Origin of the sequence: Gemmobacter caeni (assembly GCF_003054195.1) — a bacterium.
Lineage (GTDB): Bacteria > Pseudomonadota > Alphaproteobacteria > Rhodobacterales > Rhodobacteraceae > Gemmobacter > Gemmobacter caeni.
In genome coordinates, this window is sequence record NZ_QBKP01000004.1 from 182,825 (window position 1) to 195,955 (window position 13,131).

Here is a 13,131-nt window from a genome sequence, read left to right on the forward strand (position 1 = left end):
GTTAGCATCCGGTAAGCGCCAGCCGGCAATTTCAGGAGGCCCGATGACACCCGATTATTCAGAACTCGCGCGCAGCATCGCGGCATTGTGCGCGGGTGAAACCGATACCGTGGCCCTGATGGCGACGGTGGTCTGCGAGTTGCATCACGGGCATCCTCTGTCGGACTGGACCGGGTTCTACCGCGTGACCGGGCCCGAGCTTCTGAAGATCGGTCCCTATCAGGGCGGGCATGGCTGTCTGGTGATACCGTTCAGCCGCGGGGTCTGTGGCGCGGCGGCACGGACGGGTGAGGTGCAGCTTGTGCCGGATGTCGAGGCCTTCTCCGATCATATCGCCTGCTCGTCCACCACCCGGTCGGAGCTGGTGATGCCGGTGCGCAACGGGGCGGGGCGCCTGCTGGGGGTGCTGGATCTGGACAGCAATACCGAGGCGGCCTTCACCGAAACCGATGTCCGTCATCTGACGACGATTCTGGAGGATGTGTTCCGCCATGCCGAATGAGGTTCACCGTGGCGCCTGCCTGTGCGGGGCGGTGGTTTTTGAGGTGGAAACGCCGCTGCGCGATGTGGTCGCCTGTCATTGTACCCAGTGCCGCAAGACCTCGGGGCATTACTGGGCAGCATCCTCGGTGCCACACGAGAGGTTCCGGCTGATCCGGGCGGATGGGCTTGTCTGGTACCGCTCCTCCCCGACGGCGCGTCGCGGGCATTGCGGCGGTTGCGGGGCTGCGCTGTTCTGGCAGCCCGAGGGCGAAGCGCGGATATCCTTTTCACCTGGCGCATTGGAAACTGCGACCGGCTTGCAGACCGAGGCGCATATCTTCACCGAAGATGGCGGCGACTATTATGCCGAAAGCACCGCCGCACCTGCGACGCCGGGCGCCCGCCTGAAAGCCTCGTGCCTGTGCGGTGACTGCGTCCTTGACCTGCCCGCACCCTCCGGGCCGATCACCGCCTGTCATTGCGTGCAATGCCGCAAGGCTTCGGGTCACTTCAGCGCCAGTTTCGATGTGCCCGAGCAGAGTGTCCACTGGCAGCGCCGCGACGGGCTGGCGGAATACCGCAGCGCGGCGGGTGGCACACGCGGCTTCTGCCGCTCCTGCGGGTCAGGCCTGTGGTTCCGGGCCACCGATGGCGCGTTTTCGGTCGAGGCCGGTGCGGTGGACGGGCCGACCGGCGGGAAACTGGCCGCGCATATCTTCGTGGCCGAGCGGGGCGACTACTACAGCCTCGACGATGCCGTGCCGCAGTTCGCAGGGGCCGAGCCTTGACGCGCCGCCCCGCGCCGCAGACAGTGCGGAACGACAGCAAACCAAGAGGGTGCCCGTGGCGCTGAGTTTCCGGCAGACCGAAATTCTGGCCATCGCGCGCAGCGAAGGCCGCGTGGTGGTCGAAACCCTGGCCGAACGCTTTGGTGTGACGCTGCAAACCATCCGCCGCGACCTGACGGAACTCGCCGAGGCCGGGCATCTGGACCGGGTTCATGGCGGGGCGGTCATCCGGGCCGGGGTCAGCAATATCGGTTATGAAGAGCGGCGCGGGATGCATGGGGGCGCCAAATCTGCGATTGGCCGGGCCTGCGCGCAGGCGATCCCCGACAATTGCTCGATGATCCTCAACCTGGGCACCACGACCGAGGCGGTGGCCCGCGAATTGTTGCACCACCGCGAAATCACCGTTGTCACCAACAACATGAACGTGGCCAATATCCTTGTGGCCAACCCCTCGTGCGAGATCATGGTGGCGGGCGGCGCGCTGCGACGGTCCGATGGCGGGCTGGTGGGGGAGCTGACCTCGCAGTTCATGGAGCAGTTCAAGGTCGATTACGGTGTCATCGGCATCTCGGCGCTCGACCCTGATGGCGACCTGCTGGACTATGACCTGAACGAGGTCCGGGTTTCGAAGGCGATCATTCGGCAGTCGCGCCGGGTCTATCTGGTTACCGATGCGTCGAAGCTGGAACGTTCGGCCCCGGCCCGGCTGGCGAGCCTTGCCGATATCGACGCGATCTTCATCGACCGCCCGCTGCCCGAGGCGCTGATGCAGCGCTGCCGCGACTGGGGCACCGAGGTGCATGTGGCTGTGCAATCTGCCGGGTGAGGCGCGCGCGGCAGGCCGCCGGGCGCGCGGGCGAGCCCGCAAAGCAGGCCATGTGGCATTGATCCCCTGCGCGGAGGGCGATATCACCGGGGGGACCAGACCCCGGACCGCATCATGAACCGACTGTATCACGTTCCTCTTTCCCCCTTTTGCCGCAAGGTCCGCCTGACCCTTGCGGAGAAACGGATTGAGGTGGAGCTGGTCGAGGAGCGTTACTGGGAGCAGCAACCCGATTTCCTGCGCCGCAACCCGGCCGGTAAGGTGCCGGTCCTGCGGATGGAAAGCCGGTTGATGAGCGAAAGCCAGGCGATCTGCGAATGGCTGGAAGAGGCCTATCCGACGCCCGCGCTGATGCCCCGCGATGTGGACGCGCGCTATGAGGTGCGCCGCCTGTGCAACTGGTTTGACGACAAGTTCCACAACGAGGTGACTTCGAAGCTGCTGTATGAACGGGTGAACCGCAAGGTGCAGGGCACGGGTTACCCCGACAGCAAGGCGGTGAAGTTCGGGGCGAGCCGGATCAAGTATCACCTCGATTACATGGCGTGGCTCCTTGATCAGCGCCGCTGGCTGGCGGGCGACAGCATGACGCTGGCCGATTTCGCGGCTGCCGCGCATCTGAGCTGTCTGGACTATATCTCGGATGTCGACTGGAACCGGCATGCGGTGGTGAAGGACTGGTATGTGAAGCTGAAATCCCGGCCGAGCTTCCGCACCCTGCTGGCGGATCAGGTGCCCGGCTTCACTCAGCCCGGTCATTACGCCGATCTGGATTTCTGAACCCGGCCGCCGGGGGCCAGCCCCCGGACCCCCGGAGTATTTGGGCAATGAGCAAGGGCATGGAGCCTTCGGTGCTGAAGGACCGTCTGGTCGCGCGGGCGGTGGAGGAGGGTTTCTCCAAGACCGGGATCTGCGCGCCGGATGCCGTGCCCGAAGCGGCAGGGCGGTTGCGGACGTTTCTGGCCGCCGGACGGCACGGGCAGATGGGCTGGATGGCCGAGCGCGAGGGCTGGCGCGGGTCGGCGGCGGCGCTTTGGCCTGAGGCGCGATCGGTGATCATGCTGGCCGAGGTTTATACGCCCGAGGTTGATCCGCTGGCTGTGCTGGCGCAGCGCGAAAGGGCGGCGATCAGCGTCTATGCGCAGGGCAAGGATTATCATGATCTGGTGAAACGGCGGCTGAAGCGGCTGGGGCGCTGGCTGCTGGACCAGGCGGGGGGCGAGATCAAGGTTTTCGTCGATACCGCGCCGGTGATGGAAAAGCCGCTGGCGCAGGCTGCGGGTCTGGGATGGCAGGGCAAGCATACCAACCTGCTGGCGCGTGATCTGGGCAGCTGGTTCTTTCTGGGCGCAATCTTCACCACGCTGGATCTGCCGAAGGACGTGGCCGAGGTCAGCCATTGCGGATCGTGCCGTGCCTGTCTGGACATCTGCCCGACCGGCGCTTTCCCTGCGCCCTATCAGCTGGATGCGCGGCGCTGCATTTCCTATCTGACGATCGAGCACAAAGGGCCGGTGGAGCCGGATTTGCGCGCCCTGATGGGCAACCGGATTTACGGCTGCGATGATTGTCTGGCGGTTTGCCCGTGGAATAAGTTCGCGCAGGCGGCGCGGGACGCGGGCTATCAGCCACGCGTTGGCGCCCCCGAGCTTGCTGAACTGGCGGCGCTGGATGACACTGCGTTTCGTGCGCGTTTCGTGGGCAGCCCGATCAAGCGGATCGGGCGGGACCGTTTCGTGCGCAATGTCCTCTATGCTATCGGGAACTCGGGCGAGGTCGCGCTGTGCGGGGCCGCCAGTGCCCTGCTTGCAGACCCGGATCCCGTTGTGGCCGAGGCCGCCGCCTGGGCGGTTGATCGCCTTTCGCGGTGCTGAGGGGTTGGGAAGGGACCGATTCGGTCCTATATTGCCTTGAGGCAACCGGAGGAGATGGCCATGAGCAAGCACCTTGCAGACAAGCGCAAGCCCTCGGACGGCGGGCGGACCCGGCAGTTCCTGCGTATCGACCATGATGGCAGCGAGAAGCTGTGGGACGGGCTGCGCCGGCGCCCCACCGAGAAGCCCGTGGCGAACCGCCGCGCCGCCGAATACCTGCGGATTGACCGCGGCGATCAGGTCTGAGCCGCGCGCAACCTGTCCCGCAGTGTCGCGATCTCGTCGGTCAGAGACCGGATCGTCGTGGGGTCAAGGCCGCTTTGCGCCAGAAAACAGGCCGGGATTTCTGTCGCCTCGGCCCGCAGGCCCAGGCCCTTTTCGGTCAGCCGCAGCCGCACCTGACGCTCATCCTGCGCGTCGCGGCTGCGGGTCAGAAAGCCCGCTGACTCCATGCGTTTGAGCATCGGGGTCAGCGTATTGCTTTCCAGTTGCAGCGCTTGCGCAAGCCGGGACATCGGCTGATCATCGGTTTCCCATAGAAGCGTCAGTACGAGGAACTGCGGGTAGGTCAGCCCCATGCGATCCAACAGGGGTTTGTAGCTCGCCTGAACGGCGTGGCTGGCGGAATACAGAGCGAAGCACAGAAGCTGCGAGAGCGGGAGGGGCTGGGTCATTCCGTAAATGTAAATCGTGCGCGATTAAATCGCAAGGGATTGACGCATCGTCCGAAGCATGTATCTTGTGCGATATTATCGTGTAAGATAGAAATGGAGAGAGAAGATGGTCAAAGAGATCGTTTACCGCACCGCCGCCGAAGCCAAGGGCGGTGGTCGCAACGGGCAGTCCGCCACGCTGGACGGTGCGCTGGGTGTCACGCTGAGCGTGCCGAAGGAAATGGGGGGCGAGGGTAAGGGCAATAACCCGGAACAGCTTTTCGCAGTGGGTTATGCGGCCTGCTATCTGGGCGCCCTGCGGTTCGCTGCCAGCAACGAGAAGATTGGCGAGGTTCCGGCGGAAGCGACGGTTCAGGCCGAGGTCGGTATCGGACCGCGCGCCGAAGGTGGCTTTGGGATCGCGGTGACCCTGACGGTTCATCTGCCGGGGGTGGAGCGCCAGGTCGCGCAGCGCATGGTCGAGCGCGGGCATTTCATCTGCCCCTATTCGAATGCAATCAAGGGCAATGTTCATGTGGTGACCATTCTGGCCTGATGTGAAAAGGCCCGGCTCCTGAGAGAGCCGGGCCTTTCGCCTTGTTGCAAATATCCTTGGGGGGAGGCGCGTGCATCGCAGCGCGGCAGACGCCCTTCCTCCCTCAGGCCCGGACCAGCGCCTCGTATTCGGTGGCGATATCACGGGTCAGGGCGCCCACCTCGAACATATAATCGCCGATCTGGCCGACGGGGGTAACCTCGGCTGCGGTGCCGGTCAGCCAGCATTGCTGGAAGCCTTCCAGTTCCGAAGGCTGAATATGGCGTTCGTGCACGGTGATGCCTTTCGCGCGCAGCATCCCGATGACGGTCTGGCGGGTGATGCCGTTCAGGATTGCATCGGGGAGCGGCGTATGCACTTCGCCATCCTTGACGAAGAAGATATTGGCCCCCGTCGCCTCGGCCACATAGCCGCGATAGTCAAAGAACAGCGCGTCAGAGCAGCCTTTGGCCTGTGCCGCATGCTTTGACATGGTGCAGATCATGTAGAGCCCGGCTGCCTTGGCGGCAGTGGGGATCGTTTCGGGCGAGGGGCGTTTCCACTTGGCGATGTCGAGCTTGGCGCCCTTCATCTTGGCGTCGCCGTAATAGGCGCCCCAGCTCCAGCAGGCGATGGCAACGCGCACCGGATTGCCCAGGCTTGCCACTCCCATTTCCTCGCCTGCGCCCCGGAAGGCCAGCGCGCGTACATAGGCATCCGTCAGGCCATTGGCGGCCAGCACCTCGTCCTTGGCGGCATTCAGCTGTTCGACCGTATAGGGCACCGGCATATCCAGCAGCTCGCCCGATTTCAGCAGGCGCTGCGAATGTTCGGTCGATTTGAAGATCTTGCCGTTATAGCACCGCTCGCCCTCGAATACCGACGAGGCATAGTGCAGTGCATGGGTCAGGATGTGGACATTGGCGTCGCGCCATTCCACCAGCCTGCCATCCATCCAGATCTTGCCATCGCGGTCATCATAGCCAGCCATCGAAGCCTCCTCAGGGCCATTTTCCAAAAGTTGCGCCACTTTGGCCCGCTGTGGACATAAAGTTGCGTAAAAACTGCGTTTCGCTAACAGTTGCATCTTGGAAAGTCAACAAGGCTGACGTAACTTCGCACCGAAGTGAGGGGGAGCCGTGATGAGTGAGCCGGCATCGGGTGGCGAAAGCCTGCTGTTTCTGACCGACGAGCAGCTGCGCAAGGGGATTGAGGCGATGTTCTTCGCCTATCGCGGCTTCACGGCTGATCCCGACCGCATTCTGGACGGGATGGATTACGGGCGGGCGCACCACCGGGCGATCCATTTCATCCATCGCAGCCCGGGCACGACGGTGAACAATCTGCTGTCGATCCTCGGTGTGACCAAGCAAAGCCTGAACCGGGTGTTGCGCACTCTGATCGACGACGGGCTGGTGGAAAGCCGCGTCGGGCGCGAGGACAAGCGCGAGCGGCATCTGTTCCTGACCGCCAGAGGCGCGGAACTGGAGCGCGAATTGTCCGATGCGCAGCGGGCACGGATGCGGGCGGCTTACCGCGCGGCGGGGCCGGTGGCGGTGCAGGGCTTCCGTCAGGTGCTGGAGGCGATGATGGACCCCGACCAGCGGCGGCAGTATCAGACCTTGAAGGAGGGCGGGGCATGACGGAACCGCAGGCGCATCTTCTGGTCGTCGATGATGACGAACGAATCCGGGGGCTTTTGCAGAAATTCCTCATCCGCAATGGCTTTCTGGTCAGCGTGGCGCGGGATGCGGCACAGGCGCGGCGGTTGCTGGGGGGGCTGGAGTTCGACCTGATCGTGCTGGATGTGATGATGCCGGGCGAGAATGGCATTGCGCTGACCCGCGATCTTCGGGCGAAAAGCGGGGTGCCGATCCTGCTGCTGACGGCCAAGGGCGAAAGCGCCAACCGGATCGAGGGGCTGGAGGCCGGGGCGGATGACTATCTGGTGAAGCCGTTCGAGCCGAAGGAACTGCTGCTGCGGATCAACGCCATTCTGCGCCGGGTGCCGGCGGCACGGCCCGAAGTGGCGGTGCCCAAGGTGCTGCATCTGGGCGCGGTGCGCTATGACCCGGAGCGCGGTGAATTGTGGCGCGGGGACGAGCCGGTGCGGCTGACCGCGACCGAAGCGCAGCTTATGCGGATCTTCGCGGCCCGCCCCGGCGAGCCGGTCAGCCGCGAGGCGCTGGTGGGTGATCTGGGCACGACCGAGGCGGACAGTGCCGAAAAGGCGCAGGAGCGCGCGGTGGATGTGCAGATCACCCGGCTGCGCCGCAAGATCGAGGTCGACCCGAAGCAGCCGCGCTATCTGCAAACCGTGCGCGGCGCGGGCTACATGCTTCAGCCGGATTGATCCGTGCCCGGTCTCGGGGGCTGTGTCCCCTGACCTCCGGGATACTTGAGGACAGAAAATGACCGATATCGGGCGTATGCTGTTGTTCAGCCATGAGGACTGCCTGGGCCATGCCGAACCGCCGGGTCACCCGGAGCAGGCGGCGCGGCTGATGGCGGTTGAACGGGCCCTGGCCGGGTTCGATCTCGACCGCCGCGCCGCCCCGCTGGCCGGGCGGGACGAGGTGTTGCGCTGTCACCCGGCGGGATATGTCGCTCAAGTCGAGGCGGCGTTGCCTGCGGACGGCTGGGCGATGCTGGATGGTGACACCTGGCTGGCGCCGGGGTCGCTGACGGCGGCGCTGCGCGCGGTGGGCGGGGTTTGTGCGGCGGTCGATGCGGTGCTGGCGGGCGAGGCGAAGCGCGCCTTCATCGCCTGCCGTCCGCCCGGCCATCATGCCGAAACCGCGCGGGCCATGGGGTTTTGCCTGTTCGGCAGCGTTGCCATCGCGGCGAAACGGGCGCTGGATCATCACCGTCTCTCTCGTGTCGCAGTGCTGGATTTCGACGTGCATCACGGCAATGGCACGCAGGATCTGCTGTGGGACGAGTCGCGCGCGATGTTTGTCTCCAGCCACGAGATGCCGCTTTATCCCGGCACGGGGGCCGCGCGGGAAACCGGCGCACATGGACAGGTGGTGAACCTGCCGCTGCGCGCGGGTTCGGGCGGGGCGGCGATGCGGGCGGTCTGGGCCCCTGCGCTGGCGCGGGTACGCGATTTCGCCCCCGACCTCATCCTTGTCAGCGCCGGGTTCGATGCCCATGCGGATGATCCTCTCGCCAGTCTGGAATGGGAGGTGGAGGATTTCCGCTGGCTCACCGCTGCGATCTGCGATCTGGCGGATCAGGTCTGTGGCGGGCGGGTGGTATCCGCCTTGGAGGGCGGCTATGATCTGCCCGCGCTGGGCGCCTCTGTTGCCGCCCATGTCGATGAGATGATGCGGAGAGCCTGATGACCGACAAACCGATTGCCGAGATGAGCTTTGAAGAGGCGATGGCCGCGCTGGAAGGTGTGGTGACGCAGCTTGAGCGCGGCGATGTGGCGCTGGAACAGTCGATCGCGCTTTACGAACGCGGCGCGAAGCTGAAGGCGCATTGCGCCGACAAGCTGCGCGTGGCGGAAGAAAAGGTCGAGATGATCCGTGCGCAGGAAGGCCGCGCCACCGGAACCGCACCGGCGGAGGGGCTGTGACCTTTCCCGACCTGCTGAAACAGGATGCCGCGCTGGTGCAGGCGCGGCTGGATGCGGCGCTGGCCACGCAGGACGATGTGCCGGTGGTGCAGGCCATGCGCTATGCGGTGCAGGGCGGCAAGCGGCTACGCGCCTTTCTGGTGCTGGAATCGGCCCGGCTGCATGGCATTGCGCCCGAGGCGGCGGTAGCCGCTGCGGCGGCGGTCGAGGCGCTGCATGCCTATAGCCTGATCCATGACGATCTGCCCTGCATGGATGATGACGACCTGCGCCGCGGCCTGCCGACCGTCCATGTGAAATGGGACGAGGCGACGGCGGTGCTGGCGGGCGATGCGCTTCAGACGCTGGCGTTTGAACTGCTGTGTGACCCGGCGCTCGGGGCGCCTGACCGGCGGCTGGCGCTGGTGGCGGGGCTGGCGCGCGCCAGCGGCGCCGAGGGCATGGTGCTGGGACAGGCGCTGGATATCGCCGCTGAAACCGCTGCCACGCCGCTGACCCTGCCCGAGATCACCCGACTGCAAGCCGGCAAGACCGGCGCGCTGATCTGCTTTTCCGCCGAGGCGGGCGCGGTGCTTGCCGGGGCCGACCCCGCGCCGCTGCGCGCCTATGCGACGGCTCTGGGCCTCGCCTTCCAGATCGCCGACGATATTCTGGATGTCGAGGGCGACGAGGCGGCGACGGGCAAGCGCGTCGGCAAGGATGCGGGCGCTGGCAAGGCCACTTTCGTTTCGCTTCTGGGGCTGGAAGGCGCGAAAAATCGCGCAAGTGACTTGATTGCCGAGGCGGAAGCCGCAGTTTCCCCCTATGGTGACCGGGCCGCTGCCTTGATCGCGGCGGCGCGCTTCGTTATCTCGCGGCAAAGCTGACGCCCCCCTACGCCTGAGCCAAAGGGCTGCCATGACCGACCGACCGAAGACCCCCGTTCTGGACCGCGTGCGCCTGCCTGCCGACATGAAGGCGCTGAGCGACCGTGAATTGCGCCAGCTTGCCGATGAACTGCGGGCCGAGACGATCAGCGCGGTGTCGGAAACCGGCGGCCATCTGGGCGCGGGGCTGGGGGTGGTGGAACTGACCGTGGCGCTGCATGCCGTGTTCGACACGCCGCGCGACAAGCTGATCTGGGACGTGGGGCATCAGTGCTATCCGCACAAGATCCTGACCGGGCGGCGTGACCGCATCCGCACCCTGCGGACCGAAGGGGGGCTGTCGGGCTTCACCAAGCGCAGCGAAAGCCCCTATGATCCGTTCGGGGCGGCGCATAGCTCGACCTCGATCAGCGCGGCGCTGGGTTTCAAGGCGGCGGCCGACCTGGGCGGCGATCCGGGCGATGCAATCGCGGTGATCGGCGACGGCTCGATGAGCGCGGGCATGGCCTTCGAAGCGATGAACAACGCTGGCCATCTGAAGAAGCGGCTGTTCGTCATCCTGAATGACAACGAAATGTCCATCGCCCCGCCGGTGGGGGCGCTGTCGTCTTACCTGTCGCGGCTTTATGCCGAGGCTCCGTTTCAGGAACTGAAACAGGCTGCCAAGGGCATGGTCAGCCTGCTGCCCGAGCCGTTTCAGGAAGGCGCGCGGCGGGCGAAGGAAATGCTCAAGGGCATGACGGTCGGCGGGACGTTGTTCGAGGAACTGGGGTTCAGCTATGTCGGGCCGGTCGACGGGCATGACCTCGACCAGCTTCTGCCGCTGCTGCGCACGGTGAAAGCGCGGGCGACCGGGCCGATGCTTCTTCATGTGATCACCAGGAAGGGCAAGGGCTATGCCCCGGCCGAGGCGGCGGCGGACAGGGGCCATGCCACGGCGAAATTCGATGTGTTGACCGGGGTGCAGGTCAAGGCCAAGTCCAATGCGCCGAGCTATACCAAGGTTTTCGCGCAGGCACTGGTGGACGAGGCCGCGCGGGATGACAAGATCGTCGCGGTGACGGCGGCGATGCCGGATGGCACCGGGCTGAACCTGTTCGCCGAACGCTTTCCGAAGCGCTGTTTCGACGTGGGCATCGCCGAGCAGCATGCGGTAACCTTTGCCGCCGGTCTGGCGGCGGGCGGGCTGAAGCCGTTCTGCGCGCTTTATTCCACTTTCCTGCAACGCGGTTACGATCAGGTCGTGCATGACGTGGCGATCCAGCGCCTTCCCGTGCGCTTTGCCATCGATCGCGCCGGTCTGGTAGGGGCCGATGGCGCCACGCATGCCGGGTCGTTCGACGTGGCTTTCCTTGCCAATCTGCCCGGTATCGTGGTGATGGCGGCGGCGGACGAGGCGGAGCTTGTGCATATGGTTGCCACAGCGGCAGCCTATGACGAAGGCCCCAGCGCCTTCCGCTATCCGCGCGGCGAGGGTGTCGGGCTGGAAATGCCCGAGCGGGGCCAACCCTTGCAGATCGGCAAGGGGCGGCTGATCCGCGAGGGCGGACGCGTGGCGCTCTTGCCCTTCGGCACCCGTCTGGCGGAAGTGATGCGCGCGGCTGAGGCGCTGGCGGCGCGCGGCATCGCCTGCACCGTGGCCGATGCGCGGTTTGCCAAGCCACTGGATCGTGAGTTGATCCTGCAACTCGCCAAGCATCACGAGGCGCTGATCACGGTGGAAGAGGGAGCCATCGGCGGTTTCGGCAGCCATGTGGCACAATTGCTGGCCGAGGAGGGCGTGTTTGACCGGGGGCTGAAATACCGCTCCATGGTGCTGCCCGATACGTTCATCGACCAGGCCAGCCCCGAGGCGATGTATGCGGTTGCAGGCATGAACGCCCCGCAGATCGAGGCGAAGGTGCTGGAAACGCTGGGCATTGCTGTTGTGGCGAAGCGGGCCTGAGCGGCCCGCCCGTCCTTACAGCGCGATGGCGATACGACCGTGCAGGCGGCCGTCCAGCAGGTCGGCGCCCAGCGTCGGCAATTCGTCAAACTGCCGGGTCGAGGACAGGCGCGCCAGCAGTCCACGATCCAGTTCGGCTTCCAGCCGTGCCCAGGCGGCCTCACGCCGTGCCATGGGCACCATGACAGAATCGACGCCGCGCAGCGTGACGCCGCGCAGGATGAACGGGTAAACCGTGGTTGCCAGTGACCCGCCGCCCGCCATGCCGCAGGCCGCGACGATGCCGTCATACCGGGTCTGCGCAATGGCATCGGCCAGCATCGGCCCGCCTGCCACATCCACCACGCCCGCCCAACGCTCTTTCGCCATCGGGCGGCCGCCAGAGGAAATTGCGTCGCGGCTCAGCACCTCGGCGGCGCCAAGTTCTTGCAGGAAACCCGCCTGCTCCGGGCGCCCCGAAACCGCGATGACGTGATAGCCGCGCCGCGCCAGCAGGCTGACCGCGACCGAGCCAACCCCGCCCGAAGCGCCGGTGACCAGCACCGCATCGCGGCCCGGTTGCAGCCCGTGATCATCCAGCGCCATGACACAGAGCATGGCCGTATAACCAGCGGTGCCGATCTGCATGGCCTGTTCGGTGCTGAACCCGGCGGGCAGGGGCTGCACGATCTCGTCCGGCATGCGCACCAGTTGCGAATAGGCGCCCCAGCGGGTTTCCGACAGGCCCCATCCGTTGACCAGCACTCTTTCACCGGCCTTGAAACGCCCGCTGTCCTCCAGCACCTCGCCCGCGAGGTCGATACCCAGCACCATGGGGAAGTTGCGGATGATCGGGGCGCGGCCGGTGATGGCCAGCGCATCCTTGTAGTTCAGTGCCGAATGGGCAACGCGGATCGGCACACCTTCGGGCCAGTCAGCCAGCGTCAGGGTTTCCACCCCCACGGTATAGCTTTTGCCTTCGCCCGCCCGCGCGATCAGCGCCTTGCCTTGGTCGATGCTCATGCCTCTGCCTCCCTTACGGCCGCTGCCAGATCCGGTGGCAGTTTAAATTCCTCCAGCGCCCGCGCCCGTGCGGGGGGCGACATCTTGCGCGCGGTCTTGGCCACGATATCGCGCACGGCCTCCGGCGCGTGTTTTGCGGCGAAGGGCGCGAAATAGTGGCGCAGGAAGACGAAACAGATGACATCCTCCAAAGCCTGCACTTCGGCGTCGCGCTTGATGCCTTCCTTGCGCAGCAGAACACCCACGCGGTCCTGCGCATCACGGTCATAGCCCGCCTCCGCCATGATTCCGGCGACGCGTTCCGCGTGGCGGCGGCCCTGTTCGCGGCGCCAGTTCAGATAGCCTGTTTTGCCCTCGGGGTAGTCGGAGCGGGGCAGCAGCCAGCGTTCCACATGTTGCCCGCGTGCCGCGATTTGCAGGATGTCCGGGGCATCGGGATACTGGCGGGCCAGTTCCGCGCTCATCCTTTCGCCGTAAAGCAGCGCGGCCGGCTGGCCCTCTTCCTGCGTCGGATCGGCAGCATTCGCCGCGTCGATTGCGGCCAGCGCGGCTTTCAGATTGCCCATCGCATCC

The 13,131-nt window shown here is 65.8% G+C and carries 17 protein-coding genes; 13 read left to right on the plus strand and 4 right to left on the minus strand.

The features are described 5' to 3' along the window. Positions 1-43 precede the first annotated feature (43 nt). The 6 genes from C8N34_RS08265 to C8N34_RS08290 all read left to right on the plus strand — a co-directional run bounded on the left by C8N34_RS08265 (position 44) and on the right by C8N34_RS08290 (position 4,220). Positions 44-502 carry a GAF domain-containing protein gene (locus C8N34_RS08265; RefSeq protein ID WP_108128462.1) on the plus strand — a complete coding sequence of 153 codons (459 nt, stop codon included), beginning with the start codon at positions 44-46 and terminating at the stop codon, positions 500-502. Continuing rightward, positions 492-1,271 (plus strand): GFA family protein, encoded by a 780-nt coding sequence (locus tag C8N34_RS27230; RefSeq protein ID WP_158640685.1) that lies wholly within the window; start codon positions 492-494, stop codon positions 1,269-1,271. Before C8N34_RS08265 ends, C8N34_RS27230 begins: the two co-directional genes overlap by 11 nt. Positions 1,272-1,326: 55 nt before the next feature. After that, positions 1,327-2,100 (plus strand): DeoR/GlpR family DNA-binding transcription regulator, encoded by a 774-nt coding sequence (locus C8N34_RS08275; RefSeq protein ID WP_054304038.1) that lies wholly within the window; start codon positions 1,327-1,329, stop codon positions 2,098-2,100. A gap of 114 nt (positions 2,101-2,214) precedes the next feature. After that, positions 2,215-2,880 (plus strand): FtsZ-binding protein FzlA, encoded by a 666-nt coding sequence (gene fzlA, locus C8N34_RS08280; RefSeq protein WP_054304037.1) that lies wholly within the window; start codon positions 2,215-2,217, stop codon positions 2,878-2,880. A gap of 47 nt (positions 2,881-2,927) precedes the next feature. Then, positions 2,928-3,974, plus strand: coding sequence for a tRNA epoxyqueuosine(34) reductase QueG (queG, locus tag C8N34_RS08285; protein WP_242013785.1), 1,047 nt, complete (start codon positions 2,928-2,930; stop codon positions 3,972-3,974). A gap of 60 nt (positions 3,975-4,034) precedes the next feature. Then, on the plus strand, positions 4,035-4,220 hold the full coding sequence (locus C8N34_RS08290) for a hypothetical protein (RefSeq protein ID WP_054304036.1): 186 nt from the start codon (positions 4,035-4,037) through the stop codon (positions 4,218-4,220). On the opposite strand, the gene C8N34_RS08295 is transcribed toward C8N34_RS08290, so the two are convergent. Beyond that, complete coding sequence (locus C8N34_RS08295) at positions 4,211-4,648, minus strand: MarR family winged helix-turn-helix transcriptional regulator (RefSeq protein ID WP_054304035.1); 438 nt, start codon at positions 4,646-4,648, stop codon at positions 4,211-4,213. The genes C8N34_RS08290 and C8N34_RS08295 overlap by 10 nt on opposite strands. Positions 4,649-4,754: 106 nt before the next feature. Here C8N34_RS08295 and C8N34_RS08300 point away from each other — a divergent pair, with 106 nt between their 5' ends. Then, positions 4,755-5,183: an organic hydroperoxide resistance protein gene (locus tag C8N34_RS08300; protein ID WP_054304034.1), complete on the plus strand. Its 429-nt coding sequence runs from the start codon at positions 4,755-4,757 to the stop codon at positions 5,181-5,183. Positions 5,184-5,286: 103 nt separating this feature from the next. On the opposite strand, the gene C8N34_RS08305 is transcribed toward C8N34_RS08300, so the two are convergent. Beyond that, positions 5,287-6,153: a branched-chain amino acid aminotransferase gene (locus C8N34_RS08305; protein ID WP_108128463.1), complete on the minus strand. Its 867-nt coding sequence runs from the start codon at positions 6,151-6,153 to the stop codon at positions 5,287-5,289. 151 nt (positions 6,154-6,304) lie between these two features. Between C8N34_RS08305 and C8N34_RS08310 the strand changes: the two genes are divergently transcribed. From C8N34_RS08310 to dxs, 6 genes are read left to right on the plus strand one after another with little or no spacing between them, the layout of a single operon-like run. After that, positions 6,305-6,805: a MarR family winged helix-turn-helix transcriptional regulator gene (locus C8N34_RS08310; RefSeq protein ID WP_108128464.1), complete on the plus strand. Its 501-nt coding sequence runs from the start codon at positions 6,305-6,307 to the stop codon at positions 6,803-6,805. Then, positions 6,802-7,515, plus strand: coding sequence for a response regulator (locus C8N34_RS08315; RefSeq protein WP_054304031.1), 714 nt, complete (start codon positions 6,802-6,804; stop codon positions 7,513-7,515). Before C8N34_RS08310 ends, C8N34_RS08315 begins: the two co-directional genes overlap by 4 nt. 58 nt (positions 7,516-7,573) lie before the next feature. Beyond that, entirely contained in the window at positions 7,574-8,506 is a 933-nt protein-coding gene (locus C8N34_RS08320; protein ID WP_242013786.1) for a histone deacetylase family protein, read from the plus strand. Then, entirely contained in the window at positions 8,506-8,745 is a 240-nt protein-coding gene (locus C8N34_RS08325) for an exodeoxyribonuclease VII small subunit (RefSeq protein ID WP_054304030.1), read from the plus strand. Before C8N34_RS08320 ends, C8N34_RS08325 begins: the two co-directional genes overlap by 1 nt. Next, positions 8,742-9,611: a polyprenyl synthetase family protein gene (locus C8N34_RS08330; RefSeq protein ID WP_108128465.1), complete on the plus strand. Its 870-nt coding sequence runs from the start codon at positions 8,742-8,744 to the stop codon at positions 9,609-9,611. Before C8N34_RS08325 ends, C8N34_RS08330 begins: the two co-directional genes overlap by 4 nt. Before the next feature lie 31 nt (positions 9,612-9,642). Further along, a complete protein-coding gene (gene dxs, locus C8N34_RS08335) occupies positions 9,643-11,556 on the plus strand; it encodes a 1-deoxy-D-xylulose-5-phosphate synthase (RefSeq protein WP_108128466.1) in 1,914 nt (637 codons plus the stop codon). 15 nt (positions 11,557-11,571) lie between these two features. Here the strand turns inward: dxs and C8N34_RS08340 are convergent, their stop codons facing one another. After that, positions 11,572-12,558 carry an MDR family oxidoreductase gene (locus tag C8N34_RS08340; protein ID WP_082401092.1) on the minus strand — a complete coding sequence of 329 codons (987 nt, stop codon included), beginning with the start codon at positions 12,556-12,558 and terminating at the stop codon, positions 11,572-11,574. After that, a complete protein-coding gene (locus C8N34_RS08345) occupies positions 12,555-13,124 on the minus strand; it encodes a DUF4202 domain-containing protein (RefSeq protein WP_108128467.1) in 570 nt (189 codons plus the stop codon). Before C8N34_RS08345 ends, C8N34_RS08340 begins: the two co-directional genes overlap by 4 nt. Between the last annotated feature and the right edge of the window lie 7 nt (positions 13,125-13,131).

Bases quoted from the DNA above. Each gene is read 5' to 3' on its own strand.
- C8N34_RS08340 (WP_082401092.1), bottom strand. From the start codon at position 12,558: ATGAGCATCGACCAAGGCAAGGCGCTGATCGCGCGGGCGGGCGAAGGC.
- queG (WP_242013785.1), top strand. From the start codon at position 2,928: ATGAGCAAGGGCATGGAGCCTTCGGTGCTGAAGGACCGTCTGGTCGCG.
- C8N34_RS08320 (WP_242013786.1), top strand. From the start codon at position 7,574: ATGACCGATATCGGGCGTATGCTGTTGTTCAGCCATGAGGACTGCCTG.
- C8N34_RS08290 (WP_054304036.1), top strand. From the start codon at position 4,035: ATGAGCAAGCACCTTGCAGACAAGCGCAAGCCCTCGGACGGCGGGCGG.
- fzlA (WP_054304037.1), top strand. From the start codon at position 2,215: ATGAACCGACTGTATCACGTTCCTCTTTCCCCCTTTTGCCGCAAGGTC.
- C8N34_RS08315 (WP_054304031.1), top strand. From the start codon at position 6,802: ATGACGGAACCGCAGGCGCATCTTCTGGTCGTCGATGATGACGAACGA.
- C8N34_RS08310 (WP_108128464.1), top strand. From the start codon at position 6,305: ATGAGTGAGCCGGCATCGGGTGGCGAAAGCCTGCTGTTTCTGACCGAC.
- C8N34_RS08300 (WP_054304034.1), top strand. From the start codon at position 4,755: ATGGTCAAAGAGATCGTTTACCGCACCGCCGCCGAAGCCAAGGGCGGT.
- C8N34_RS27230 (WP_158640685.1), top strand. From the start codon at position 492: ATGCCGAATGAGGTTCACCGTGGCGCCTGCCTGTGCGGGGCGGTGGTT.
- dxs (WP_108128466.1), top strand. From the start codon at position 9,643: ATGACCGACCGACCGAAGACCCCCGTTCTGGACCGCGTGCGCCTGCCT.
- C8N34_RS08305 (WP_108128463.1), bottom strand. From the start codon at position 6,153: ATGGCTGGCTATGATGACCGCGATGGCAAGATCTGGATGGATGGCAGG.
- C8N34_RS08295 (WP_054304035.1), bottom strand. From the start codon at position 4,648: ATGACCCAGCCCCTCCCGCTCTCGCAGCTTCTGTGCTTCGCTCTGTAT.
- C8N34_RS08325 (WP_054304030.1), top strand. From the start codon at position 8,506: ATGACCGACAAACCGATTGCCGAGATGAGCTTTGAAGAGGCGATGGCC.
- C8N34_RS08265 (WP_108128462.1), top strand. From the start codon at position 44: ATGACACCCGATTATTCAGAACTCGCGCGCAGCATCGCGGCATTGTGC.
- C8N34_RS08345 (WP_108128467.1), bottom strand. From the start codon at position 13,124: ATGGGCAATCTGAAAGCCGCGCTGGCCGCAATCGACGCGGCGAATGCT.